The following is a 24,444-nucleotide window of genomic DNA, read 5'->3' on the forward strand; positions in this document are numbered from 1 at the left end:
CCCCGCGCGCCCCCCCGCCCGGCGTTATTGCGGACCACCGCCCGCAACGGGGGCACCCCCGCGCGGGGCGCCGGCCCGGGGGGGAGGCCCCCCGGCGCCGGCGGGGTGTACGGCGGTGGCGGGGGCACGGCGACGGGAGCGTACCCGGGCGGGGGAGCGGACGGGGGAGCGGGCGTGGGAGCCGGCGGCGGGCCGGCGGCGAACGCCTCGCGGAGCGTCTCGGGAGCGGGGCGCTGCCGGGGTTCCCGGGCGAGGCACGACCCGACGACCGGCCGCAGGCTCACCGGGACCGCGCTGACGTCGGCGTCCTGGTGGACCGACCGGTACATCAGCGCCATGGCGGTGCCGTCGCCGAACGCCGTGCCGCCCGCCGCGGCGACGAGCACGGCGCCCAGCGCGAACACGTCGGCGGCGCCGGTGACATCGAGTCCCTCCACCTGCTCGGGGGCGAGGAAGCCCGGCGTCCCCAGGCCCGCGCCGGTCATCGTCAGACGGGAGTTCTCGACGGCGCGGGCGATGCCGACGCCGAGGACGCGCGGGCCGTCGGCGGCCATGACCACGTTGCCCGGCTTCAGGTCCCGGTGCACCAGGCCGCAGGCGTGGATGTCCCGCAGGGCCTCGGCGAGGGCGGCGCCCAGATCGCGCAGCCGCGCCTCGTCCAAGGGGCCCTGCACCGCGAGCAGTTCGGCGAGAGTGGGGCCCGGGACATGGGCGGTGGCCAGCCAGGGCGCGTCCGCGTTCGCGTCGGCGTCCACGACCGGCGCCGTACGGAAGCCGCCGACCCGCCGCGCCGACTCCGCCTCGACGCGGAACCGCTCGCGGAAGCCGGGGTCACGCGCCAGCTCGGCGCGCGCCACCTGCACCGCGACCTGCCGACCGTCCCGGGACCTGGCCAGGTGGACGACGCCCATGCCGCCCTCGCCCAGCACCCGTTCCACCACGTACGGCCCCACGCGCGCGGCCGTGTGCGGCCGGATTTCCTCCATGGTCCTCTTCCCCCCTCCCCGGCCCCGTCCCTCGCGCACGGATTCCGCCTGCCCGAGCGGGTCGGCGAACGCGCGCGGACCCCGCCGCGGGCACCGTCGGCCGTGCCGGCCGGTGTGCGGTCGATCTTAGGGTGCCGGTCCGGCCCGGGGCACCCGTCCGACCAGCCAGGACGAGCTGTAGGGTCGGCCGCATGTCCGGCTCCGGTACGCACCACGTCCTCGATCTGCTCCGGCGCGACCCCCGCCTGGCCCGACTGGCCGCCTTCCCCTTCGACTTCGACCTGGAGCGCGCGGAACACGGCGAGGAGGTGGAGCTGGCCTCGGGCGCCCCGCTGACGGGTATCGCGGGCGACGACACCGGCGGCACCTACTTCCTCTGCCCCGACGGTGGCGTCCTCTACGCCGACTCGGACGGCCGCGCCGGACTGATCGGGCGCAGCGTCGCCGACGTACTGGAACTCGTGACGGGCCTCCCCGGCTGGCGCGACCACCTGGCACTCCCGCCCGGAACCGGCGACGCGGAGGTGACGGCGGCGGCCCGCGCGCACGAGGCCGACCTGCGCGCCTCCTACGCACCCGGACTCGACGCCCTCCGCGCCGAACTCCTCACCGGCCTCGGTCTGTTCCCGCGCCCGCCCGCCGAACTCTTCGCCACGATGCACCGCGCCCTGCGCCACACCGAACCCGATCACGTGCTGCTGCTCACCGAGGAGGGCACCGCCTACGAGCCGCTGGACCCCCACCCCCGGCCCCCGCTGGCCCGGACGGTGCTCGCCGGCTGCCGCGCCGGACTGGACCGGCTCAGGGCCGACCCGGCCACCTGGCACGAGGTCGCCTTCGCCCCGGTGACCGACGCCGAGGACCCGGAGCACGACGCCCACTTCGCCGCGCGGGCCTGCGCGCTGCACGCGGCGCGGTACGACCGCCGGCCCGCCGACCTCCCGCTCCTGCGCCACCTCCTCGACCAGGAGACCCGCGGCCGGCGCCAGGCCCCCTTCGGCGGCATGGGCGGGGAACTCCACCTCGCCGTCTTCCTCGTGGCCCGCCACCACCAGGAGGAGGACCTGCCGCGCCTGTACGCCGCCCGCGCCGCCAACTTCGACACCTGGTGCGCGCTGTCCGACCTGCCGCTCGGGCTGCCGGGCAACGCATCCGGGGCGCGGCCGAGTTGGGAGCCCGAGGCGCTGCGAGGCTGGGTCGCGGCCCTCGACGTGCCCGAGTGGTTCGGCGACGACCCCGGCCACGAGCCGGACGCGACCTGGGTGACGCTCGCCCGCCGTCAGGGGCGCACCGAACTCGCCCGCGCCGCCCTGATCCGCGCCCTGGACGATATCGGCCCCGCCGACACCGCCGAACTACCCTGGATACGGGACGAGTTCACCGCGATCGGCGACCTCCGCCAAGCCGTCCGCGCCCAGCGCCTGTACGCCCGGCTCCAGGACTTTGGCCACAGCCGTGGCACCGCGTACACCCGGCTCGCCGCACTGGAACGGCGGTACGGCGACCTCGACGGCGCGTGGACCTCCCTGCGGACCGCCCGCACCGCACTCGGCGTCCCGGCGCCGTCCCCCGAGCCGTACACCGCCGGCCGGCAGCCCCTCTTCGAGGTCGAGCCGGCCACCGCCGACGAGCCACCGCGCTGGGCGGACCGGGCCATCGGACTCGACCTCACCGAAGAGCACTTCCGGCTCGCCCGGACAGCCGCCGAGTCCGCAACGCTGCCCCTCGCCCGCCGGTCCCTCACCACGGCCTCCGACCTCCTCGCCGCGCTCGCCCGCCCCCTGCCCCCGGCCCTCCTGCGCACCGCCCACGCCGCCGCCGCGGCCTGCGCGGACGACGAGTCGGCAACCCGCTGGGCGGCCCTCGCGGCCCGCGCGGAGCAGCGCATCGCCGAGTTCCCCTACGACGAGGACGACGGCGCCGGGGACGACGCCCTCGGCTGAGCACCACGCGTGCGGTGGCCTGGTCGGCCGGAACCGGGCGGCCCGGCTCACGCCACCCGGGTGACGTACTTGCCGACCCCCGCGCCCGTCGCCATGAGGTCGTGCGCGGCCGGTACCCCGGCGAGACCGGCGAGTTCGGTGACCGGCAGGTCGAGGCGGCCCGCGGCGAGCAGGTACAGCACCCGGCTGATCGCCCGCGCGACCTTGGCCGGAGCGGTCGCCGCCAGGCCCTTGTGGCTGAAACCGGTGAGGGTGAGGTTCCCGGCGAGCAGCCGGCCCGCCGGAGGGAGGGCGTCGACCGCGCCGCCGCCCGCGTTGCCGAAGAGCACGATCCGCCCGCCGGGCGCGGCCACCTGGAGGTCGAGCTCCAGGGCCTCGGTGCCCAGCGGGTCGAGGACCAGGTCGACGCCCTTGCCTTCCGTGGCCTCCAGGACCGCCTCGCGCAGCCCCTCGTCCCGGGGGAAGACGGCGTCGTAACCGGCCTTCACGGCCTGAGCCGCCTTCGTGGGGCGGCCCACGGTGCCGAGCAGCCGACCGCCGCCCAGCACGGGCACCAACTGGGCGATCGCGTTGCCGATCCCGCCGCCGGCCGAGTGCACGAGCACGGTGTCCCCCGCGGTGAAGCGGCCCGCGTCGGTGAGCAGCAGCATGGCCGTGGCGAGGCCCAAGGGGACGGCGCCGGCCTGCCGCAGGGCGACCTGGGGCGGGACCGGCACGGTGAGGGCCGCCTCGGCGACGACCACCTGCGCCAGGCCCCCGCCCACGGGGGCGGCCACCACCCGGTCACCGACCGCCAGACCGGTGACCCCCTCGCCGACCTCGCGGACCGTGCCCGCCACCTCCTTGCCGGGCAGGTACGGCCACGCCGGGACATAGCCGGCGTCGCCCCGACGGGCCATCACGTCCACGAAGTTGAGCCCCGCGTAGGCCACCTCCACGGCCACCTGCCCGGCACCGGGCCGGGGCTCCTCGATCTCCCGCACCTCCGAGTTCTCCGACCCACCCGGTGCGGTCATGACCAGTGCGCGCATGTCGAGTTCCCCCTCGGTACGATGTTCTACGAACGTCGAAATACGAACGGCGTACATGACACCACACTTATTCGATGATTGTCGAACATGGAGCCCCCCATGTCCCCCACCAGCCGGCGCCGAGCGGCCCTCGCGCATCCCAGGCCCGAAGAGATCGACCTGTTCGACGTGCTGCACGCACTCGCCGACCCGACCCGGATGACCATCGTGCACACGCTCCGCACCGAGCCCGAACGTCCCTGCGGCACCTTCCCCGTGGACGTCGCGCCCTCCACCCTCAGCCACCACTTCAAGGTGCTCCGCGAGGCCGGCCTCATCCACCAGCGCGAAGAGGCCAACCGACGCCTCACCGCGCTGCGCGGCGCCGAACTCGACGAGCGTTTCCCGGGCCTGCTCGACGCCGTCCTCGCCGCCTACGACCACTCACCCCGGGCCCGTTGACCCGGCCGGGAGCCACCGGCCAACTCGCATAGATCTACGGACACTTCACGCAGGCGGGCGGCGATGCCGCTTCCCGCCCGTCTCGTCATGGCTCCACGACCGCCCCTCATGCATCATTGACCTGACTGCCACTTCATCTGCGATCGAATCCCTTCGACCTCACCCCCCTTCTGACTGCGGAGGTCCGCGATGGCGTCGACGCGCGTCCATCTCGTGCTGGTGCATGGGCTGTTCTCCTCGGCCAAGGTCTGGAAGGCGTTCGAGACACTCATCGCCGGCGACCCCGAACTGACCGACCGGGTCAGCGTGCATCCCTTCGAGTACGACTCCCCGCTCGGCCGGCTCCGGCCCGACCGCCGGGTCGCCGAGACCGACGACATCGCCGACCAGCTCGGCACCTTCCTGGAGACCGAACTCGCCGACGCCGAACGGATCGTGCTCGTCACCCACAGCCAGGGCGGCCTGGTCGTGCAGCGCTTCCTCGCCCGCAAGCTGTGGAACGGCGAAGGCGCCGACCTGGCCCGGATCAGGCACTTCACGATGTTCGCCTGCCCCAACACAGGCTCCGGCTTCTTCCTCACCGTGCGCAAGTTCCTGAAACTCTGGAACAACCCGCAGGAGAAGCAACTGAGGCCCTTCGACCGGGCGGTGACCGAGGCCCAGCGCACCGTCCTGGGCTCGGTGGTGCACGCCCGTGCGTACAGCGACACGGAATGCCCCATACCGGTGCGTGCCTACGGCGGTTCCACCGACGACATCGTGCCCCCCATCGTCGCCCGGGGCCTCTTCCCCAAGGGCGGCGTGGTCACCGCCGACCACTTCTCCATCATCCAGCCCGCGGACCGCGGCGCCGCCTCCTACCTGGCCGTACGCGCGGCGGTGCTGGAGGCCGCCGAGGAGGCGCGGACCGACCCGGCCGCCCCGCTCGCGCCCGCGGCACGCGGCACCCTCCCCCCGGCCGTGCCGGACGAGGGCGCCGACGCCCCGTACCCCGCCGCGACCACGGCGGACACCGCGGCCGGCGCCGTCCCCTCGCCCGCGTCCGACGCCCCGGACCTCGCCCCCTACCCGCCGCCGCCCTACGGCCAGTTGAACGACGGCCAGCTCAAAGGCAAGGACCGGCAGGAACTCGTGGCCTACCTGCTGTCCGAACAGGCCCGCCGGCAGGTGCACATCGTGGCGGGCCTCGGCGGCTCGGGAAAGAGCCGGATCGCGCTGGAGACCGCCGAACGCGCCTGGCGCGCCGGCCACCGCGTGTGGTGGGTGTCCATGCCCGAACTCAGCCTCCGCATGCGGATGATCGCGCGCGACCTGGGCGCACCGTCCATCAACGTGGAGCGGGCCTGGCTCGTCGGCCAGGCCATGGACCTCGTCTGGACCTTCCTCGATGCGTGCCCCGACCCCTGGCTGCTGGTCTTCGACAACGCCGACGAGCCTGAACGGCTCGGACCCCCCGACGGCGCGGTCTCCGACGGAACCGGCTGGCTGCGCCGGCCGCGCAATCCCAAGGGCACCGTGCTCGTCACCAGCCGGGTGCGCCGCAGGCACGCCTGGGGCGAGGCCAGCCGCATCCACCAGGTGCTGCCGCTGGACGAGAACGACGGCGCCTCCATGCTCCTGGAGCGGACCGGCGGCCTCGGCGGCACCAACGAGGACGCCCGCGCGCTCTCGCGGGAGCTGGGCGGCCTGCCGCTCGCCCTGCGCCACGCCGCCGACGTGATCAAGGCGGTCAACGAGAGCCAGATCTCTCTGGACAGCGACATCCGGAACTTCGAGACCTTCCGCCGTACCGTGAACACCTCCGCGGGCCAGGACGGACCGCACCTCAGCGAGCTTCTGGGCCGGGAGATCGTGGAGAAGGTCTGCGGCATCGGCATGGACCTGCTCACCCAGCACGAGCTGCCCCAGGCCCCGACCCTGCTGAAGGTCTTCACCTGCCTGAGCATCGCCCCGATCCCCTACCGCTGCCTGCTTTCCGGGCCCGTGCTCGCCCGGTCCCCGCTCTTCCCCGGCGCCACCCCCGAGCGGACCAACGCCGCCCTCGCCGGCCTGGAGGAACTCGGACTCGTGGACGCCTACGAGCGCGCGGACGTGTCCCACCGCGAACTGGCCGGGATGCTGACCCTGCATCCCGTGGTGCACGGCGTCCTGCGCGAGGACGAGGAGGTACGGAGCCGGCCCGCCGACTTCTACGGGGTCGCGCTGCGCATGCTCCTGGCGGCCACCGACCACCGCAATCCCGACCATCCCGCCAACTGGCCCCTGTGGGCCGTACTCGCCCCGCACGCGCTGGAGGTGTCCAAGGCGTGCCTGCTCGGCGAGCTGCGGCTGTCCGACCGCACGGTGCGCACCGAGGCCCTGGAGCTGGCCCGGCTGACCGCCCGCTACCTCATCGCCACCGGTCTGCTGGCACCCGCGTACGACCTCGTCGTGCCGCTGGTCGAAGGCTGCGCCGCCTTCGGGTTCGACCCGGACGACCGCGAGATCCTCGGCCTGCGCCACGAACAGGGCCGCATCCACCTCGACCGGGAGCAGCTGTCCGAGGCCGAGCGGGTGCTGGGCCTCGTGGTGCGCGCCCGGTCCCGGATCCTCGGCGAGGACCACGCGGACACACTCGCCAGCCGGCACAAGCTGGCCCGCGCGATCCACGAACAGGCGGGGCGGGAGACCGAGGCCGAAGCCATGCTGCGCTCCATCGTCGAAGCGGAGAAGCAGGTGCGCGGCCACGAGCACTACGACACCCTCGTCGTGCGCCACACCCTGGCCCGGACCATGCACGCCCTCGGCGCCCACCGCGAGGCCGAGGCGGAGACCCGCCAGATCCTCGACATCAGCCGCCGCAACCACTGGCCGCCGGCCACCCCCGAGGTCCTGCGGGTCCGGGAGACCCTGTCGCACTCCCTGCTCAGCCAGGACCGCGCGGAGGAGGCGGAACAGGTGATCCGCGAGGCGCTGCGGGACGCCTCCCAGCCCGCCGACTCCAACCTCGTGATGCGACTGCGCTACACCTTCGTCCTCGTCCTGCTGGGAATACGCGGGCGCACCTCCGAAGCGGTGAGTGAACTTCGTACTCTTGTGCACGACCTCGACCGGGTGGTCAGTTCCAGGCATCCGCTGTCCGTCCAGGCCAGGGCCCTCCTGGAGAAGACGCTGCGGGAAATGCCGACCTGAAACCCTTTCCTTTCCCAGGAGGTTGGCCAAAACGCACGGCCTTTTCCGCCCTTGCGCGTAGCCTGATAGTGCTTCACCCTGTGTGACGCGGCCCTTACCCGACGCGCGGAGGTCCACCCATGGCTGCTCTCCCCACCGACGCCTACGACGATCATTCCCTGACGTGGGGCGCCCCGGGGAGCGAGCTGGAGGAGCTGCAGGCGGAGGCGGGCCGGCGCATCGCGATGGAAGCGCTGGAGGCCGGGCGTCAGGCACTCGAACTCGACGCGAAGACCGCGTTCCGCGCGACCACCGGAGCGCCTCCCGGGTAGGGGTGCGGGGGCGCCATCTCTTTCCGCTGTCTTGCAGAGCGTCGGGGGGACCCACGAATGACAACAGGGACATCCGCTCGGGACATGCCGCAGGTCGCGCCGCACGATCCGTTCTTCCGCGTCGCCTCCGTCCCCGCCTTCACCCACCCGCTCCTGGCCGGCCTCGCCGCCGGGCGGTACGCGGCCGTCCGGGTGCCCGGCCTGCTGTCTCCCGAGCGCTGCGAGGAGATCCTCACCGCCCTGGAACACCGGACCTTCGACTCGTACGGAAAGGCGCGCGTCCAGCCGCCGGTCATGCGGTTCGGCGTGGGGATCAGCGACCACATGGCCCAGGGCGGCGTCGCCGACGGCTACTGGGCGGCACTCGAAGGGCACCGCCGGGCATGGCGGGACCTCGGTCTCTCCTTCGACCCCTTCGCCGCCTGCCGGCAGGCGCTGGGCGCGCACTGGCCCGGCGGCGTGGCGGTCGGCCGCCGGGGCGGCCGCGAACTCGGCGACGGGGTGGCCCGGGAACCCAACCAGGGCTTCCTCGTCCACTTCGACGACGCGTCGCGCGAATACACGGAGGACCTGCTCGACGTCCCGCTGATCGGCCAGTTCGCCTTCAACCTCTATCTCAGCGTGCCCCCTTCGGGCGGTGAGACGGTGCTGTGGCGGCACCGGTGGCAGCCGGAGGACGAGGCGTACCGGCTGCCCGCCTCCTACGGGTACGACGAGGCGGTCGTGCGCGGTGCCGAGTCGCTGGAGATCACCCCTCGCGTCGGTGAGGCGCTGCTGATCGACCCCCGCTTCTTCCACGCGGTACGCCCCAGCCGGGGTGCCCGCCGCGTGGCGCTGGGGTTCGCGGTGGGACTCGCCTCCTCCGGGCAACTGGTCACCTGGGCCTGACGGGACCGCAGGCCCGCGACCGACCCCGTCAGTACGCCAACTGTGCTGGCCAGCAGCACTTTTGACTGCGCGGTGACGGAGCGACTACGTTCGGGCGATGGACATCCTGCGCTACGTGGCGTTCAGCAGCGACCCCCTCGGCGGGAACCCGGCGGGTGTGGTGCTGGACGCCGCCGGCATCGACGAGGCGACGATGGCCGCCACCGCGGCCGAAGTCGGCTACTCGGAAACGGCGTTCGCCGTCGCCCGCCCCGACGGGTCGCTCGACATCCGCTACTTCAGCCCGCGGGCCGAGGTCCCGTTCTGCGGCCACGCCACCATCGCGACGGCCGTCGCGCACGCCTCGCGGCACGGTGTCGGCCGTCTGGTGCTGCACACCCAGGCGGGGACGGTCCCCGTGACCACCTCCACCGCCCCGGACGGTTCCGTCACGGCCACCCTGGTCAGCGTCGAGCCCCGCACGACGGACCTCGCCGGCACCGACCTCGCCGAACTCCTCGCCGCCCTGCGCTGGTCCGCGGCCGACCTCGACCCGGCCCTGCCGCCCCAGGTCGCCTACGCCGGCGCGTGGCATCCGGTCATCGCCGCCGCCGACCGGGCGCGCCTGGCCGACCTCGACTACGACATGCCGGCGCTGGCCGCCCTCATGGCGCGCCGGGACTGGACGACCATCGCCCTCGTGCACCGCGAGTCCGACACCGTCTTCCACGTCCGCAACCCCTTCCCGCCGGGCGGCGTCGTCGAGGACCCGGCCACCGGGGCGGCGGCCGCGGCCCTCGGCGGATACCTGCGCGGCAACGGGCTCGTCACGCCGCCCACGGTGCTGACCCTCCACCAGGGCGTCGACATGGGGCGCCCGAGCCTGCTGACGGTGGCGATCCCGGCGGATGCGTCGAGCGGCATCGAGGTGACGGGCACGGCGGTCCCCCTCACCTGACGGGCCCCGGCTACCGGTCGTCCTCCCCGGACACCTGGAGGACGACCTCGATCTCCACCGGCGCGTCGAGCGGCAGGATGTTCATGCCGACGGCGCTGCGCGCGTGCCGGCCCGAGCGGCCGAACACCTCGACCAGCAGCTCGCTCGCCCCGTCCACCACCTCGGCCTGCCGGATGAACCCGGGCGCGGAGGACACGTACCCCACGACCTTCACCACCTGCACCACCGTCTCCAGCGGGGCCACCGAGTCGGCGGCGGCGAGCGCCGCCAGCGCGCACTGTCTGCTCAGCTCCCGGGCCCGCTGCGGCGACACCTCCGCCCCGACCTTCCCGGTCGCGGTCATCTCCCCGCCGGTCAAGGGGATCTGACCGGAGACGAAGACGTACGCGCCGCTGCGCACGGCCGGCACGTACGCCCCCTTGGGCGCGCTCACCTCCGGCAGCCGCAGCCCGAGTCCGGCCAGCCTTCGGCGGATGTCAGCACTCACAGTCCCTCCCGATATCTGGACGAAGAGGACCATCGTGGCACCGCCGCGGCCCGGCCGGGGCCGTCTCGCGGCATCAGCTCGGCGCGAGCGCAGCCACGCCCTCGTGGACGAGGAGCCGGGCACCGGTCGCGGCCAGGACCTCCGGCACGGTGACACCGGGAGCCGTCTCGACCAGCCGGAGACCCTCGGGGGTGACGTCGACGACCGCCAGATCGGTGATGATCCGGTTCACCACCCGGCGCCCCGTGGCGGGCAGGCTCAGCTCCTCCACGATCTTCGGGCTGCCGTCCTTGGCCGTGTGCTCCATCACGACCACCAGCCGCCCGGCGCCGTGGACCAGGTCCATCGCCCCGCCCATGCCCTTGACCATCTTGCCGGGGATCATCCAGTTGGCCAGGTCGCCCCGGGCCGACACCTGCATGGCGCCGAGCACGGAGACATCGATCCGGCCGGCCCGGATCATGCCGAAGGAGAGGGCCGAGTCGAAGTAGGCGGAACCGGCGATGGTGGTCACCGTCTCCTTCCCGGCGTTGATCAGATCGGGGTGCTCCTCGCCGTCGTACGGGTAGGGGCCCACGCCCAGCACGCCGTTCTCGGAGTGCAGCACCACGTGCACCCCGGCCGGCAGATGGCCGGGGATCAGGGTGGGCAGGCCGATGCCCAGGTTGACGTACTGGCCGTCGCGCAGTTCCCTGGCGGCGCGGGCGGCGAGCCGGTCGCGGTCGAGCGGCATGGTCACTTCTCCTCGGATTCGGTGTGCGAGACGGCTGTTACGGCGCCGATGCGCACCCGGCGCACGGTGCGGCGCTCGATGCGCTTGTCCAGCGCCGCGTCGGCGGCGACCACGCGGTCCACGTACACGCCCGGCAGATGGACGGCGTCCGGCGGCAGTTCGCCGGCCTCGACGATGCGTTCGGCCTCCACGACGGTCACCCGCCCCGCCATCGCGCACAGCGGGTTGAAGTTGCGCGCCGCCGCGTGGAAGACGCAGTTGCCGTGCCGGTCGGCGACCGCGGCCCGCACCAGGGCGAAGTCGGCGGTGATGGCCTCCTCCAGCAGATAGCGGCGACCGCCGAACTCCCGCGTCTCCTTGGGCGGGGAGGCCACCGCGACGCCGCCGTCGCGGGTGTGCCGCCAGGGGAGGCCGCCCTCCTCCACCTGGGTGCCCACCCCCGCGGGGGTGTAGAACGCGGGGATGCCGGTGCCACCGGCCCGCAGCCGCTCGGCGAGCGTGCCCTGCGGCGTCAGCTCCACCTCCAGCTCACCGGCCAGGTACTGGCGGGCGAACTCCTTGTTCTCACCGACGTAGGAAGAGGTCATCCGGGCGATCCGGCCGGCCCGCAGCAACAGCCCCAGCCCCCAGTCGTCCACCCCGCAGTTGTTGGACACGACCCGCAGACCGCACACGTCCGTTTCGGCCAGCGCGGCGATCAGCGTCGACGGGATGCCGCACAGGCCGAACCCGCCGACCGCGAGTGTCGCACCGTCGGGGATGTCCGCCACCGCCCGCGCCGCCGCGGCCATCACTTTGTCCATGCCGTTTCCTTCCCCGCCGGGGTCGTTCCGTTCACCGTGCCCGGGCCCGCCCGCCACGTCGCGACCGGGACCGGGTGCTCCTCACCTTCGCCGGTGCCGGCGGTCACCGGCCATGTGTGCCCGTGCCATGACCGGGCCCCGAAGAGCGGTGACCGGCCACATGCCGCCCGCCCGACGGCGCTCCTAGGGTTCCGGGAACCAACGCACCGCGCTCCCGTCCTCGCGAACGGGGCCGCCGTCCCGGCGGGACCCGGCGGCGGGCGGGCGACACACCGTCAGGAGCCGATCGTCATGCGTCCCAGCCGCACGGACACCTTCACCAGCAGATCTCTTCGCGCACTCACCCTCGTCGCCGTCGGCGCCCTGGTCGCGGGCTGTTCCTCGGCCGGCACCGCCGGCACCGCGTCCGCCGGCTCCGGCGGCAAGTCCGCCCCCGTGAAGGTGGGGCTGGTCTACTCGCGCAGCGGACTCCTGGCCGCCTACGGAAAGCAGTACGAGGAAGGCTTCAAGGCGGGACTGGCCTACGCCACGCACGGGACGAACAAGGCCGGCGGCCACCCCATCGAGGTCACCGAACAGGACGACGCGGGCGACCCGGCGAAGGCCGTCGCCGCGGCCAAGTCCCTGGTCGGCAAGGGCTACAAGGTCCTCGCCGGCACCACCGACTCCGGTGTGGCACTGCAGATGGCGCCACTGGCCGCGCAGAACAAGGTGCTGTACGTCAGCGGTCCGGCCGCCGTCGACGCGGTCACCGGCGCCAACGCCTACACCTTCCGCTCCGGCCGGCAGTCGTACCAGGACATCCTCGCCGCCGGCACCCTGCTCGGCGACGCCAAGGGCAAGAAGGTCACCGTGCTCGCCCAGAACTCCGCGTTCGGGCAGGCCAACGTGGCCGCGGTGAAATCGGTGCTCGGCGGCAAGGGCGCGCACGTCGGCTCCGTGCTGGCCCCGCCGAGCGCCACCGACCTCACCCCCTTCGCCCGCCAGACCAGGGCCGGCAAGCCCGACCTGGTGTTCGTCGCCTGGGCGGGCGCCACCGCCCCCGCCCTGTGGACCGCGCTGAACCAGCAGGGCGTGCTGGACGCGAGCAAGGTCGTCACCGGACTCGCGGGCACCGCCTCGTACCCGGTCTTCGGCCCGGCCGGCTCCAAGGCCGCCTTCCTCGCGCACTACTTCCCGGGCGCCGGCGGCGGCAACCCGGTGGAGAAGGCCATGCTCGACGGCATCACCAAGGCCGGCGGCACCCCCGACCTGTTCAGCCCCGACGGCTTCACCGCCGCCCAGATGATCGTGCACGCGATCGAGTCCGGAAGCGCCACCGACACCGCGGCCATGGCCAAGGCGCTGGAGGGCTGGAGCTTCGACGGGCCCAAGGGCAAGGAGCGGATCCGCCCGCAGGACCACGCCCTGCTCCAGCCGATGTTCACCGCCCGGCTCAAGGGCAGCGGCAGCGCAGCCAGGCCCGAGCTGATCGACAGCATCCCGATGACAGCGGTCGCGCCGCCGGTCGCGCGGACGGCGGGCTGAGCGGATGCCCTCCTCGAACACGACGGCGCCGGACGCCTCGGGGGCGCCGGGCGACCGGGCGGCCCGCACCCGCCCCGCGCCGGTGCTCCGGCTGCGCGACCTCGGCTGGACGGCCGGCGGCGCGACCATCGTCGACTCCGTCTCCCTCGACGTCCGCGAAGGCGAGTTCCTCGCCTTCATCGGCCCCAACGGCGCGGGCAAGACCTCCCTGTTCAACCTGGTCAGCGGGGTCAGCCCGGTCTCCCGGGGCACCATCGAACTGGACGGCCGCGACATCACCGCGGAGGCCGCCTATGCCAGGGCCAGGCGCGGCCTCGGGCGCACCTTCCAGACCTCCAGCCTCTGGCCGGGCATGACGGTCGCCGACCACGTGGGACTCGCGGCCCAGGCCGCGGGCGGCGGCTCGTACCGGATCTGGCGCCGCGCCGACCCCTATCCCGAACTGGTCGACCGGGTGCTCGCGCGCACCCAGCTCGCGCACCGCGCCGACACCTGCGCCGACGCCCTCTCGCACGGCGAGAAACGCAAACTCGAACTGGCGGTGCTGCTCGTCGGCGAACCCCGGCTGATGCTGCTGGACGAGCCGATGGCGGGCGTGAGCGCCGAGGAGGTGCCCGCGCTGACCGAGCTGATCCGCTCGCTGCACAAGGAGGAGGGGCGCACCGTCATGATGGTCGAGCACCACATGGACGTGCTGCTGGGCCTGGCCGACCGGGTGGCCGTGATGCACCACGGCACGCTGCTGGCGCTGGACACCCCCCGTGCCGTGATGGCCGACACCACCGTGCAGCAGGCCTACCTCGGGGAGGAACTGTGACGTCCGCCCCGGCGCCCCTGCTGACCGTGCGCGACCTGCGGGTCGTCATCGGGGGCAGACACATCCTGCACGGCGTCGACCTGGACGTGGCCGCCTCCGGCACCACCGCCCTGCTGGGCCGCAACGGAGCCGGCAAGACGACCACCGTACGCGGCGTCCTCGGCCTGGTGCCGCGCTCCGGCAGCGTGCTGCTGGCCGGCGAGGAGACGGTGCGCCTGGCCACCCACGTCCTGGTGCGCCGGGGCATCGGCTACGCCCCCGAGGACCGCGGCGTCTTCGCCGCCCTCAGCGTGGCCGAGAACCTGCGCCTCGCCGAGCGGGCCGGGGCCGGTGAACCGGCCTACGACCTGGTCTACGAGCTGTTCCCCGAGCTGAGACGACGCGCCCGGCAGCCCGCCGGCACCCTGTCCGGCGGCCAGCAGCAGATGGTCGCCATCGCCCGGACCCTGCTCAACGGCAACCGGCTGATCATCGCCGACGAACCCACCAAGGGCCTGGCACCCAAGGTGGTCACCGAGGTGGCCCGGGTACTGGAGCGCGCCGCCGAGACGGTGCCGGTCCTGCTCGTGGAGCAGAATCTCGCCCTGGTGCGCCGGCTCGCTCGCCACTGCGTCGTACTCGCCGACGGCCGCACCGCACACCAGGGCCCGGCCGACGACCTGCTCGCCGACGCCGAGGCGGCCCGCCGGCTGCTCGGCGTCGCCGGCCACGCCGGCCCGGCGAGGACGCCGGCCGGCCCGCCCGTTCGCACCGCGGCGCGTCCCGCCGCCCGGACCACGGAGGCGGACACCTGATGGCCACCGTCGTGCTGCTCACCTTCACCGGACTCGGCCTGGGCGCCCTGTACTTCCTGATCGCCTCCGGCCTGTCCCTGATCTTCGGCCTGATGGACGTCCTCAACTTCGCCCACGGCGCCCTGCTGTCCGTCGGCGCCTACGGCACCTGGTGGGCCGCCTCCGGGCACCTCCCCGGCGCCGGATACGCGGGGGCCGGGTTCGCGCTCGCCGTCGTCTTCGGCACCGCGGTCGGCACCGTCGCCGCCGTAACTCTCGAAGTCGCCGTCATCCGGCCGCTCTACACCCGTCCCCGCGAACAGATCCTCGCCACGGTGGGCGTCGGCCTGGCCGTGCCGGCCCTGCTGTCCGCGATCTGGGGGGCCGACGCCCGGCCCTTCCCCGGACCGAAGGCACTGTCCGGCACGTTCGGCCTGCTGGGCGCCGAAGTGCCGCTCAACCGCCCGGTGCTGATCGGCGCGGCCCTGGTCGTCCTCGCCGTGCTCAAGCTGTTCCTCGGCCGCACCCGGCACGGACTGGTCGTCCGCGCGGGCGTGGAGGACCGGGCGATGGTCACCGCGCTCGGCATCGACGTCCGCAGGGCCTTCACCCTGGTCTTCGCCATCGGCGGCGCGGCGGCCGCGCTCGGCGGCGCCCTCGGCGGCCTCTACTTCGGCTCCGTCGACCCCGGACAGGGCACCTCCCTGCTCATCTTCGCCTTCGTGGTCGTCGTGGCGGGCGGCACGGGCTCGCTCACCGGCGCCGCGCTGGCCTCGGTGGCCGTGGGCCTCGTCCAGCAGTTCGCCAACTACTACACCACCGCGGGACTCGGCGACGTCGCCGTCGTCGTCCTGCTCGCCGCCCTGCTGCTCATCCGGCCGCGAGGGCTCACCGGGAGGCTCGCATGACCACCGCCACCCAGCCGCGCGGCCGGGCCCGCACCGCGGACCACCCCGTCGGCGACCGCTTCGAGCGGGTGCGGCGAGCCGTCCGCTGGTGGCCGGCCCCGATGCTGCTGGTCCTGTTCATCGTGCCCTACAGCGCGCTGCCGCTGCCGGGCCTGCTCGACGGCCCCATCGGCAGCCCAGGCAACCTCCAACTCCTCGCCCTGTGCCTGGTGTTCGGCGGCCTGGCCACCGGCTACGACCTGCTGCTCGGCCGTACCGGACTGCTGTCCTTCGGGCACGCGCTCTACTTCGCCGCGGGCACCTACGTCACCGACATCGTGATGCTCGAAGCGGGCCTGCCGTTCGCCGTGTCCGCACTGCTCGGCCTGCTCGCGGGGGTGGCGCTGTCCGCCCTGCTGGGCGCCGTCAGCCTGCGGGTCGGCGGCATCGGGTTCTCCATGGTGACCCTGGCCTTCGCGCAGGCCGCCTCGATCCTGGTGCAGCGCGACCCCGGAGGCGTCACCGGCGGCGAGGAGGGCAGAGCCGCGCCCGCGGACCGGCTGCCCGCCTCGCTGGTCGGCATCGAGCACACCGCCAACCTGTACTGGATCGCCCTGGCCTACCTCGTCGTGGTGCTGGCCGTCGTGTGGTGGGCGGTCCGCTCGCCCACCGGCCGGGTCTGGGAGGGCGTCAAGGAGAACGAACGCCGGGTGGAGGTGCTGGGCCTGCGCCCGTACGGCTTCAAACTGGTCGCCTTCGTCCTGGCCGGCACCCTGGCCGCGCTCGGCGGCATCGTGTACCTGCTGCTGACCGGCGGCGCCACCCCGCGGACGACCACCTCCGACTTCACCCTGTCGCTGCTGGTGATGGTGGTGCTGGGCGGTTCGGGCACCCGATGGGGTCCCCTGGCCGGCGGCATCCTCTACACCTGGGCCGACCAGCGGCTCGGCGACCTGGCCGGCTCGCACGCGGTGGCCTCCCTGCCCTCCGTGGTGCGTGTCCCGCTCTCGCAGCCGCTGTTCCTGCTCGGCGCGCTGTTCGTCGCGGTGATCTACGTCCTGCCCGGCGGAGTGGCGCGGCTGCCGGCCCGGCTGCGCGGCACCCGCCCCTCACCCGCCGCCGCCGACCACGAGGAGGTCCTCCCCGCATGACCCTCACACCCGAGGAGTTCCAAGTCCCGGTGCACGGCGGTGAATTGGCGGTGCTGCGCTGGCCCGCCCGCGATCCGTCCGCCCCGGTGGTGATCGCGCTGCACGGCATCACCGCCAACGGCCTGATGTGGGCCCGCGTCGCCCACCACCTGGCCGGACGGGTCACCCTGGTCGCGCCGGACCTGCGCGGCCGGGGCGGCAGCGGACGGCTGCCCGGCCCGTACGGCATCGCGGCCCACGCCGACGACACGGCCGCCGTGGCGGACGCGCTGGGCGTGGGCCGGGTGGTGCTGGCCGGCCACTCCATGGGAGCCTTCACCGCGGCCCTGACCGCGGTGCGCCACCCGCACCTGCCAACGGCCCTGCTGCTGGTGGACGGCGGCGTGGGCTTCCCCGTGCCGCCCGGCCTGGATCCCGACGCGCTGGTCACGTCCGTGATCGGCCCGGCCATGGACCGGCTGTCGATGACGTTCCCGGACCGGGACGCCTACCGCGCGTTCTGGCGGCGGCATCTGGCCTTCGCCGACTCCTGGTCGCCGTGGGTGGACGCCTACATCCAGCGCGACCTCGTGGGGGAGGTGCCCCGACTGCGCTCCTCCTGCGCCCTCGACGCGGTCCGCACCGACGGCGTGGACCAACTCGGCGAGGAAGTGTCCGGCGCGGTGCGCCGGCTGCCCGGTCCGGCCGTGCTGCTGTGGGCGGAACGCGGCCTGCTGGACCAGCCGCAGGGCCTGTACGACGAGCGGCGGCTCGCCTCCGCGGGCCTCGACCCCCACCTGGTCCGCCCGCGGCTTGTGCCCGGCACCAACCACTACACGATCGTCATCGGCGACCAGGGCGCCCGTGCGGTGGCACGGCACCTGCTGGCCGCCGCCGACGTGCCGGAACCCGCCGGTCCGGGCGCCCTGCCGCCACGGTGAACCCGTCGGCTCCCGAAGGTGGTTCGCGGGGCCGGGCGGGCGGCGCGGCCGTTCCTCGCGCGCGCCCGCTCGGCGTCAGGCTTCCGACAAAAGGTGCAGCCGCAGGGCGAGTTGGAGTTCGAGGGCCCGCTCGGGGGTGTTCCAGTCGGGGCCGAGCAGCGCCTGGACGCGGTCCAGGCGCTGCACCACCGTGTTCACATGGACGTGCAGCTCTTCCTTGGCCCGGGTCAGGCTGCCGCCGCAGTCGAAGTAGGCGCGCAGCGTGCGCACCAGTTGGGTGCCGCGTTGCGCGTCGTACTCCAGCAGCGGTCCCAGGGCGACGGCGACGAAGCCGCCCACATCGTGGTTGTCGCCCAACAGCACGCCGAGGAAGCCGAGTTCGGCGACGCTCGCCCCCTGCCCGGCGCGGCCGAGCACATGCAGGGCCCGCAGGCAGCGCAGACCCTCGGCGTGCGCGTCGGCGACGGCCCGTGGTCCGGCCGCCGGTCCCGCGCCCGCCACCGTGACCGGGGCGCCGGTGAGCTGGCCGAGCTGCCCGGCGGCGGCGCGCGCCGCCTCGCCCGGACCGGTGCCGTCGCACGGGACCAGCAGCACCACGGCGTCCTCGTGCTCGGCGCTCACGCCGCCGCACCCGAACAGGTACTGCACGGCGGCGTCGGCGAGCCGGTTGCGGGCCACGTCACCGGTCCGGGCGACGAGCAGGGTGTGGGGCCGGTCGAGGTCGATGCCCAGACGGCGGCCGCGGGCCACCAGACCGGCCGGGTCGCGGTCGGGCGCGGTGAGCAGATCGGTGATCAGGTCGCCGCGCACGCGGTTCTCGGTCTCCGCGACCGAGCGCCGCAGCAGGAGCAGCAGGGAGGTGACGACGCTGCTCCGCTCGAACAGCCGCCGCTCGGGGTCGTCGAGCCGCGGCCGCCCGTACAGGACCAGACAGCCCAGCAGTTCGTGCCCGGCCAGCACGGCACAGACCCAGCGCCCGTCCCGGAAGACCGCGTGGGCGGCGGCGCGTGAGCTTTCCGCCGCGGCGACCAGCGCCGCCGCGTCCTCGGGGGTGCCGGTGTCCCGCGCGCCCCCGGTGAAGGCGCCGCCGTGCTCGCCGACCGCGGTGAGCGGCCGTCCCGAGCCGTCGTGGACCGCGACGTCCCCCTTCAGCAGACCGGCCACGGCGGCGGCCACGTCCGACACGTCCTTGCCCCGCAGCACCAGGTCGGTGAGCCGGTCATGGGACTCCGCGGCACGCTGCATGGCCGCCGAGTGCTCCCGGATCACGGCGTTCGCCTCGGCCAGTTCGGCCAGCGCGACCCGCGCGTCCGCCATGGACTTGGCCGTGTCGATGGCGATGGCGGCGTGGTCGGCCAGCGAGCACAGCAGGGCGACCTCGTCCGGAGCGAAGGTGCGGGGCGTGCGGTCCGCGGCGAAGAGCGCGCCGATGACCTGGCCGCCGCTCCCCGACCCCAGCAGCAGCGGCACCCCGAGGATCGCGACCAGCCCCTCGTCGAGGACCCCGGCGTCGATGCTCCCGGTGTGCAGGAAGCGTTCGTCCGTGCGGTAGTCCGGCGAGGCGTACGGACGGGCGGTCTGCGCGACCAGACCGCCGAGGCCCTCGCCCAGTTGCAGCCGCAGGTTCTGGAACAGCTCGGACACCGAGCCGTCGGTGACCCGCATGTAGGTGTCCCCGGCTTCCTCGTCGGGCAGCGTGAGGTAGGCCGTGTCGGTGCCGAGGAGCATCCGGGCCCGCCGGACGATGGAGCGCAGCACGGCGTCGAGGTCGCGCAGGGACGCCAGGTCGCCCGCGGTGTCGAAGAGCGCGGTCAGCTCGGCCTCCCGGCGCCGGTGCTGCCGGAGCGTGCTCTGCACGCGCAGCGCCGCTTCGGCGGCCTGCTCGACCTCCGCGAGGTCCTGGGCGCCGGCACCGCTGCGCCGGGCCTCGACGGCGACGGCGCCGAGGTCTTCGGCGGGGGCGCCCGCGGCGAGGAGTTCGAGCAGCCGGCGCAGATGGGGGGCGACGGAGACGGGTCTGTGCGGCATGGGCGGACAACCGTTGCGGACTCGGCGGGACGGGGATCGGGGACGGCCGAGGAACGTCAGGCCCCGCCCCGGCGGGGGCGGACCCTGACCCTCCTCGGCCGGGAGCGGTGCCGGACCGTCAGGCGGACGCGGCCGCCTGCTGGTCCGCGGCGGGCTCGGCCGCCGCGCCGCCCGGTTCGATGGCGGCCAGGTCCCGGCCGCGCGTCTCACGTGCGGCGACGACGGCGATCACGGTGATCAGGGCGGCCAGGGCGACGTACAGCGAGATCGGGGTGGAGTTGCCGTAGGAGCTCAGCAGCGCGGTGGCGATCAGCGGAGCCGGGGCGCCGGCCGCCACCGAGGACAGCTGGGCCCCGATGGACGCGCCAGTGTAGCGCATCCGGGTCGCGAACAACTCGGAGAAGAACGCCGCCTGGGGCGCGTACATGGCGCTGTGGAAGACCAGTCCGACGGTGACGGCGAGGACCAGCGCGGGGAACGACCGGGTGTCGAGCAGCGCGAAGAAGGCCCACGACCACAGACCCACACCGACCGCGCCCACCAAGTACACGGGCTTGCGCCCGACGCGGTCGGACAGCGCGCCGAACAGCGGGATCAGACAGAACTGCACGGCGGAGCCGATCAGCACCGCGTTCAGCGAGGTCTGCTTGTCGATCTTGAGGTGCTCGACGCAGTAGGTGAGGACGAAGGCGGTGATCACGTAGTAGGAGATGTTCTCGGCCATCCGCGCGCCCATCGCGACCAGGATGTCCCGCCAGTGGTCGCGCAGGACCGCGACGAACGGCGGCCGCTCGGCCCGCTGTTCCGCCTTGCGCCGCTCGGCCTGGGCCAGCGCCTGCTTGAACAGCGGGGACTCGTCGACCGACAGCCGGATCCACAGTCCGACCATGACCAGCACGGCGGAGAGCAGGAACGGCACCCGCCAGCCCCAGGAGTTGAACGCGTCGTCGCTGAGCACGGTGGTCATCAAGGAGAGCACTCCGACGGCGATCAGGTTGCCGGCCGGTGCGCCGCCCTGCGGCCAGGAGGCCCAGAAACCGCGCCTCTTCGCGTCACCGTGCTCGGAGACCAGCAGCACGGCACCGCCCCACTCGCCGCCGAGGGCGAAGCCCTGGATCAGGCGCAGGGTGGTCAGCAGCAGGGGAGCCGCGACACCGATCGTGCCGTACCCGGGGACACAGCCGATCAGGGCGGTCGAAAGTCCCATCATCAGCAGGCTGATGACCAGGAGCTTCTTGCGCCCGAGGCGGTCGCCGTAGTGCCCGAAGACCACGGCGCCGATCGGCCGGGCGGCGAAGCCGATGGCATAGGTGAGGAACGACAGCAGGGTGCCGGTCAGCGGATCCGTCTCGGGAAAGAACACACGACCGAAGACCAGCGCGGCGGCCGAACCGTACAGGAAGTAGTCGTACCACTCGATGGTGGTCCCGATGAGACTGGCGGCGACGATCCTGGGGAGACCGGCGGGGGCTGGGGGAGCGGTGGTTCCGGAGGCCATGTGCGCCACTTCCTCGTGTGCGGTGGGGCGGGTACGTGTCGGCACACGGTAGGAAGCCGCAGGTCAGGGGCACATATGGTGGGACACCATAGTTCGGGGGACGGGTATGCGTGCGGCCACCATGCCGGGTCGGGGGAGGGGGGATTCAGGGGCTCGGGAGTGGTCGAGACCGGGCTGTCCGGTGCGCGTAGTTGAGGGTGATTTGACGTTGCGGTGCTGACTCCCGTGCTGGTTCGGTGCTGACTGAAAGCTCATGTCAGCACCCGTCTTCACCCGTCCCGTGCTGACTTGGTGCTGACTACGCTGCGTTGAACCAAGAACCGTTGTACCGCCTCCGCTGGGCGCGGGAGAGGGCATGGCCGGTCCTGGGAACGGGTGGCGTACCGTTCGCGAGAGCGCAGGTGCCGGACCGGGCTTCGGTTGGCGGTCCAGGGGCTGGTTGACGACGCTGGCGAGCGGCTGGCTGCTGTTGGTCTCGGTCTCGGGCGTGCTGACCGCCCAGTCCGGAGATCCGTAGAGGGGCTCGGTGGTCCCGTCGATCGGAGCGACGGCCTTGCTCAGGACGGCCGAACGGCCCATACTCGGCCAGTATGGTGCGGAGGGTGCGCTCGCTGCCCGGGCCCTGCCCATTTCAACAGCCAGGTCACGCTAACTTCGGCACCGGGCCGACCGTCCCGCCGCCGTACGGCAGGCCATTTGTGCGTGCTGCAAAGGCCGGTACAGCGTTCAAGAACAAGAAGGACGGCTGCATGCGTGCGGTGGTCCAACCGTTCGACTGGCCGCGGTCCGTCATGGGCACCACTGCTCTGTTCGCCGTCCATGCAGGTGGAATCCGGAACTCGCGTTGACGTTTTTCCGATGACGCATCATGTGGAGTGCGTCGCGATCCTCGAACCGGCCGCGAAGGGCTCCTGATCTGCGGTTTTGTGCGTGCGCATTATGTGCGGTGTGGGCGTTACGGGCGGTATCATGACGCTCATTTGACGCTCGTTCTGATGAGGTGTCAGGTGTGTTGCGTCGTTGCTCGGGCGGTCTGATGGCTTAGAGGTCCTAACAAAGGCGTTGGACGTGGCGGTAGGTGATCAGGCAGGTGGCGAGACCGAGGAAAGCTTCGTGGATGTCGTCGCGTCGTTCCCAGCGGATGCGTAGGCGACGGAAGCCGTGCAGCCAGGCGATCGTCCTCTCGACCACCCAACGGAAGATGCCCAGGCCAGAACCGTGAGGCTGGCCACGTGCGGCGATCGCGGGACGGATGCCGCGCTGCCGGAGCAGCCGCCGGTACTTGTCGTGGTCGTAGCCGCGGTCCGCGAACAGCATGTCCGGCCGCCGCCGTGGTCGGCCGACGAGGCCGCCGACAGCCGGAACCTTGTCCAGCAGCGGCAGCAGCTGGGTGACATCGTTGCGGTTGCCGCCGGTCAGCGACACCGCGAGCGGGATGCCCTGTCCATCGGTGAGGACGTGGTGCTTGCTGCCCGGACGCGCTCGGTCGACCGGGCTGGGACCGCTTTTGGGCCCCGTCGGGCCGCCCTGACGTGGGAGGAGTCGATCACCGCCCTCGACCAGTCGAGCTTCTTCGCCGACCGCAGCTTCTTCAGCAGCACCATATGTAACTGGTCCCACACGCCAGCCGCGTTCCACTCCGCCAGGCGGCGCCAGCAGGTCATGCCCGAGCCGAAGCCCAGTTCCTGGGGCAGGTACTCCCACTGGATCCCGGTGTGCAGCACGAACAGGATCCCGCACAACGCCTGACGATCCGGCACACGCGGACGGCCCGAGACCAGCTTCGGCGCCGGCTCCGGGAGCAACGGCTCGATGAGCGACCACAGTTCGTCCGACACGATCCACGGCCGCGACTGACGCTTCCCCACGCCCCGACCAACGAGCCGACAAGCCGACGGTCACTTGATCAACAACTTCTGTTAGGACCTCTAAGGCCGTGAGGCAGGGGTGCTGGGAATTTCGTGGTGCCAAGCAGTCATACTCAGCCACATGAGCGGAGCGCCCAGCAGGTTCTTCGTCTGCTGGTGGTACACGGCTCAGATGCAGTTTGACCAGCTAAAATAGCTCCGATCGCGACGAGCTGTGGACGGCTGGTCCGGGTATGGTCCGGATCTTGGTTCCAAGGTTCGTGGTGATGAGCGCTGCTCGCATGTTGCGCTTGTCCGACGATGACGGCCTCGGCACTGCTTCGAGAGGCGACGACGGGCCGCAAAAGACTGTCCTGACCGGGCTGCACCAAGGCTGATTCGGCGCCGGTGGGGACCAGCGGCGGTTTCCTCGGTGCGGCGCTACAACCGTGGCGCTGTCCCTGATCGACCTGGGCGGCACCGCGCTGAGAATTCGTTCCATGGGGCTCGGTTGGCCGAGTCATCGCGGCGGTGGGTTGATCAGTGCCTCCCGAGCCCGTGCCCCCCGGGTCATGCTCGCAGAACCGTGGTTCGAAGGGGCGGCTCCGGCGCACTATGGCTGTGAGTGCGCTTCCGCTGCTTTTCGCCATTCGTCGGCAGAGCTCGGCTTGGCGTCGCCGGGGGCCGTTTCCGCAGGTGATAGACGGACAGTCACGCGCCGCGTGAGGGCTGGCGGAGAGGGCCATGGTGAACCGCTTGGGAGCCGAGAAGGGTGTTCGCCCAGCTGAGCTGCCTTAGGCTCGCTGCCCCGTGATTGGCCTGGCGGTGTGGGCCCTCCTGGCCTGATGGCGACTCGACCGGGGCGTAGCGCCGTGATGGCCCATCAGCTGCTGTCAGTGCCCACTGTTACATCCTTTTGTTGGGATGAGCCGCGCTTCGCAGCCCACCGACGGGGGGAAACATGTCGAAGGTGCCAGCCGGGTTCCATTGGGTGCGCGGGCACATTCGTCGCAATCCGAAGCCCAGGAGCGCCAAGCGGATGAGCGGTTGGATGATTGCAGGCTTACTCGCGGGCGTGTGGTTGTGGGGGCAGGTGTTCGGGTTCAGGGAGTCCACCGCCACGACACCGCCGGCGGATGCGAAGCTGACGGCCAGCGCGACGGCCGACCGCTGATGGGACGGTTACGTCTGCGGCGCCGACGTCGCGACCCACCTGCACACTGTGCTGCCGAGCGAGGCCAGCCGCGAAGTCGCCCAGAGCGCGG

The 24,444-nt window shown here is 73.0% G+C and carries 20 protein-coding genes; 12 read left to right on the plus strand and 8 right to left on the minus strand.

The window, feature by feature from the left end:
* Window positions 1-986 (minus strand): serine/threonine-protein kinase (locus AB0927_RS19895; RefSeq protein ID WP_366668943.1); only part of this gene is annotated, 986 nt, incomplete at its 3' end.
* Between the two features lie 191 nt (window positions 987-1,177).
* On the opposite strand from AB0927_RS19895, the gene AB0927_RS19900 reads away from it, so the two are divergent.
* Window positions 1,178-2,929, plus strand: coding sequence for a hypothetical protein (locus AB0927_RS19900; RefSeq protein WP_366668944.1), 1,752 nt, complete (start codon window positions 1,178-1,180; stop codon window positions 2,927-2,929).
* Window positions 2,930-2,976: 47 nt separating this feature from the next.
* On the opposite strand, the gene AB0927_RS19905 is transcribed toward AB0927_RS19900, so the two are convergent.
* The gene (locus AB0927_RS19905) at window positions 2,977-3,960 is read right to left on the minus strand and encodes a zinc-binding dehydrogenase (RefSeq protein ID WP_366668945.1); all 984 of its coding nucleotides are present in this window, start codon (window positions 3,958-3,960) and stop codon (window positions 2,977-2,979) included.
* A 99-nt stretch (window positions 3,961-4,059) separates the two neighbouring features.
* Here AB0927_RS19905 and AB0927_RS19910 point away from each other — a divergent pair, with 99 nt between their 5' ends.
* The 5 genes from AB0927_RS19910 to AB0927_RS19930 all read left to right on the plus strand — a co-directional run bounded on the left by AB0927_RS19910 (window position 4,060) and on the right by AB0927_RS19930 (window position 9,708).
* Window positions 4,060-4,401: a helix-turn-helix domain-containing protein gene (locus AB0927_RS19910; RefSeq protein WP_366668946.1), complete on the plus strand. Its 342-nt coding sequence runs from the start codon at window positions 4,060-4,062 to the stop codon at window positions 4,399-4,401.
* Window positions 4,402-4,590: 189 nt separating this feature from the next.
* Window positions 4,591-7,572 (plus strand): alpha/beta fold hydrolase, encoded by a 2,982-nt coding sequence (locus AB0927_RS19915; protein ID WP_366668947.1) that lies wholly within the window; start codon window positions 4,591-4,593, stop codon window positions 7,570-7,572.
* Window positions 7,573-7,691: 119 nt separating this feature from the next.
* The gene (locus AB0927_RS19920; protein WP_366668948.1) at window positions 7,692-7,883 is read left to right on the plus strand and encodes a hypothetical protein; all 192 of its coding nucleotides are present in this window, start codon (window positions 7,692-7,694) and stop codon (window positions 7,881-7,883) included.
* 84 nt (window positions 7,884-7,967) lie between these two features.
* Window positions 7,968-8,771, plus strand: a complete 804-nt coding sequence (locus AB0927_RS19925; RefSeq protein WP_366668949.1) for a proline hydroxylase — start codon at window positions 7,968-7,970, stop codon at window positions 8,769-8,771.
* Window positions 8,772-8,868: 97 nt separating this feature from the next.
* Entirely contained in the window at window positions 8,869-9,708 is an 840-nt protein-coding gene (locus AB0927_RS19930; RefSeq protein WP_366668950.1) for a PhzF family phenazine biosynthesis isomerase, read from the plus strand.
* A gap of 10 nt (window positions 9,709-9,718) precedes the next feature.
* Here AB0927_RS19930 and AB0927_RS19935 read toward each other — a convergent pair whose 3' ends face one another.
* From AB0927_RS19935 to AB0927_RS19945, 3 genes are all read right to left on the minus strand, one after another.
* Window positions 9,719-10,195 (minus strand): RidA family protein, encoded by a 477-nt coding sequence (locus AB0927_RS19935; protein ID WP_366668951.1) that lies wholly within the window; start codon window positions 10,193-10,195, stop codon window positions 9,719-9,721.
* A 73-nt stretch (window positions 10,196-10,268) separates the two neighbouring features.
* Window positions 10,269-10,928 (minus strand): 3-oxoacid CoA-transferase subunit B, encoded by a 660-nt coding sequence (locus AB0927_RS19940; RefSeq protein ID WP_366668952.1) that lies wholly within the window; start codon window positions 10,926-10,928, stop codon window positions 10,269-10,271.
* Between the two features lie 2 nt (window positions 10,929-10,930).
* Entirely contained in the window at window positions 10,931-11,731 is an 801-nt protein-coding gene (locus AB0927_RS19945; RefSeq protein ID WP_366668953.1) for a CoA transferase subunit A, read from the minus strand.
* A 291-nt stretch (window positions 11,732-12,022) separates the two neighbouring features.
* Between AB0927_RS19945 and AB0927_RS19950 the strand changes: the two genes are divergently transcribed.
* The 6 genes from AB0927_RS19950 to AB0927_RS19975 are packed head-to-tail and all read left to right on the plus strand — an operon-like array spanning window position 12,023 to window position 17,806.
* Window positions 12,023-13,258, plus strand: a complete 1,236-nt coding sequence (locus tag AB0927_RS19950; RefSeq protein ID WP_366668954.1) for a substrate-binding domain-containing protein — start codon at window positions 12,023-12,025, stop codon at window positions 13,256-13,258.
* Window positions 13,259-13,262: 4 nt separating this feature from the next.
* Complete coding sequence (locus AB0927_RS19955; protein WP_366668955.1) at window positions 13,263-14,075, plus strand: ABC transporter ATP-binding protein; 813 nt, start codon at window positions 13,263-13,265, stop codon at window positions 14,073-14,075.
* Entirely contained in the window at window positions 14,072-14,869 is a 798-nt protein-coding gene (locus AB0927_RS19960; protein ID WP_366668956.1) for an ABC transporter ATP-binding protein, read from the plus strand. Before AB0927_RS19955 ends, AB0927_RS19960 begins: the two co-directional genes overlap by 4 nt.
* Window positions 14,869-15,756, plus strand: a complete 888-nt coding sequence (locus AB0927_RS19965; protein WP_366668957.1) for a branched-chain amino acid ABC transporter permease — start codon at window positions 14,869-14,871, stop codon at window positions 15,754-15,756. The genes AB0927_RS19960 and AB0927_RS19965 overlap by 1 nt, the downstream gene beginning before the upstream one ends.
* Window positions 15,753-16,886 (plus strand): branched-chain amino acid ABC transporter permease, encoded by a 1,134-nt coding sequence (locus AB0927_RS19970; RefSeq protein WP_366668958.1) that lies wholly within the window; start codon window positions 15,753-15,755, stop codon window positions 16,884-16,886. The genes AB0927_RS19965 and AB0927_RS19970 overlap by 4 nt, the downstream gene beginning before the upstream one ends.
* Window positions 16,883-17,806 carry an alpha/beta hydrolase gene (locus AB0927_RS19975; protein WP_366668959.1) on the plus strand — a complete coding sequence of 308 codons (924 nt, stop codon included), beginning with the start codon at window positions 16,883-16,885 and terminating at the stop codon, window positions 17,804-17,806. Before AB0927_RS19970 ends, AB0927_RS19975 begins: the two co-directional genes overlap by 4 nt.
* Window positions 17,807-17,881: 75 nt before the next feature.
* Here AB0927_RS19975 and AB0927_RS19980 read toward each other — a convergent pair whose 3' ends face one another.
* The 3 genes from AB0927_RS19980 to AB0927_RS19990 form a co-directional block, all read right to left on the minus strand.
* Complete coding sequence (locus tag AB0927_RS19980; protein WP_366668960.1) at window positions 17,882-19,834, minus strand: GAF domain-containing protein; 1,953 nt, start codon at window positions 19,832-19,834, stop codon at window positions 17,882-17,884.
* A gap of 118 nt (window positions 19,835-19,952) precedes the next feature.
* Window positions 19,953-21,332, minus strand: coding sequence for an MFS transporter (locus AB0927_RS19985; RefSeq protein WP_366668961.1), 1,380 nt, complete (start codon window positions 21,330-21,332; stop codon window positions 19,953-19,955).
* A gap of 1,050 nt (window positions 21,333-22,382) precedes the next feature.
* A protein-coding gene (locus AB0927_RS19990) for an IS5 family transposase (RefSeq protein WP_366668962.1) occupies window positions 22,383-23,200 on the minus strand; the annotation gives its coding sequence in 2 pieces (ribosomal slippage) (window positions 22,383-22,849 and window positions 22,849-23,200; 819 coding nt in all).
* Between the last annotated feature and the right edge of the window lie 1,244 nt (window positions 23,201-24,444).

The organism is Streptomyces sp. NPDC048106, from assembly GCF_040706415.1.
Classification (GTDB): domain Bacteria; phylum Actinomycetota; class Actinomycetes; order Streptomycetales; family Streptomycetaceae; genus Streptomyces.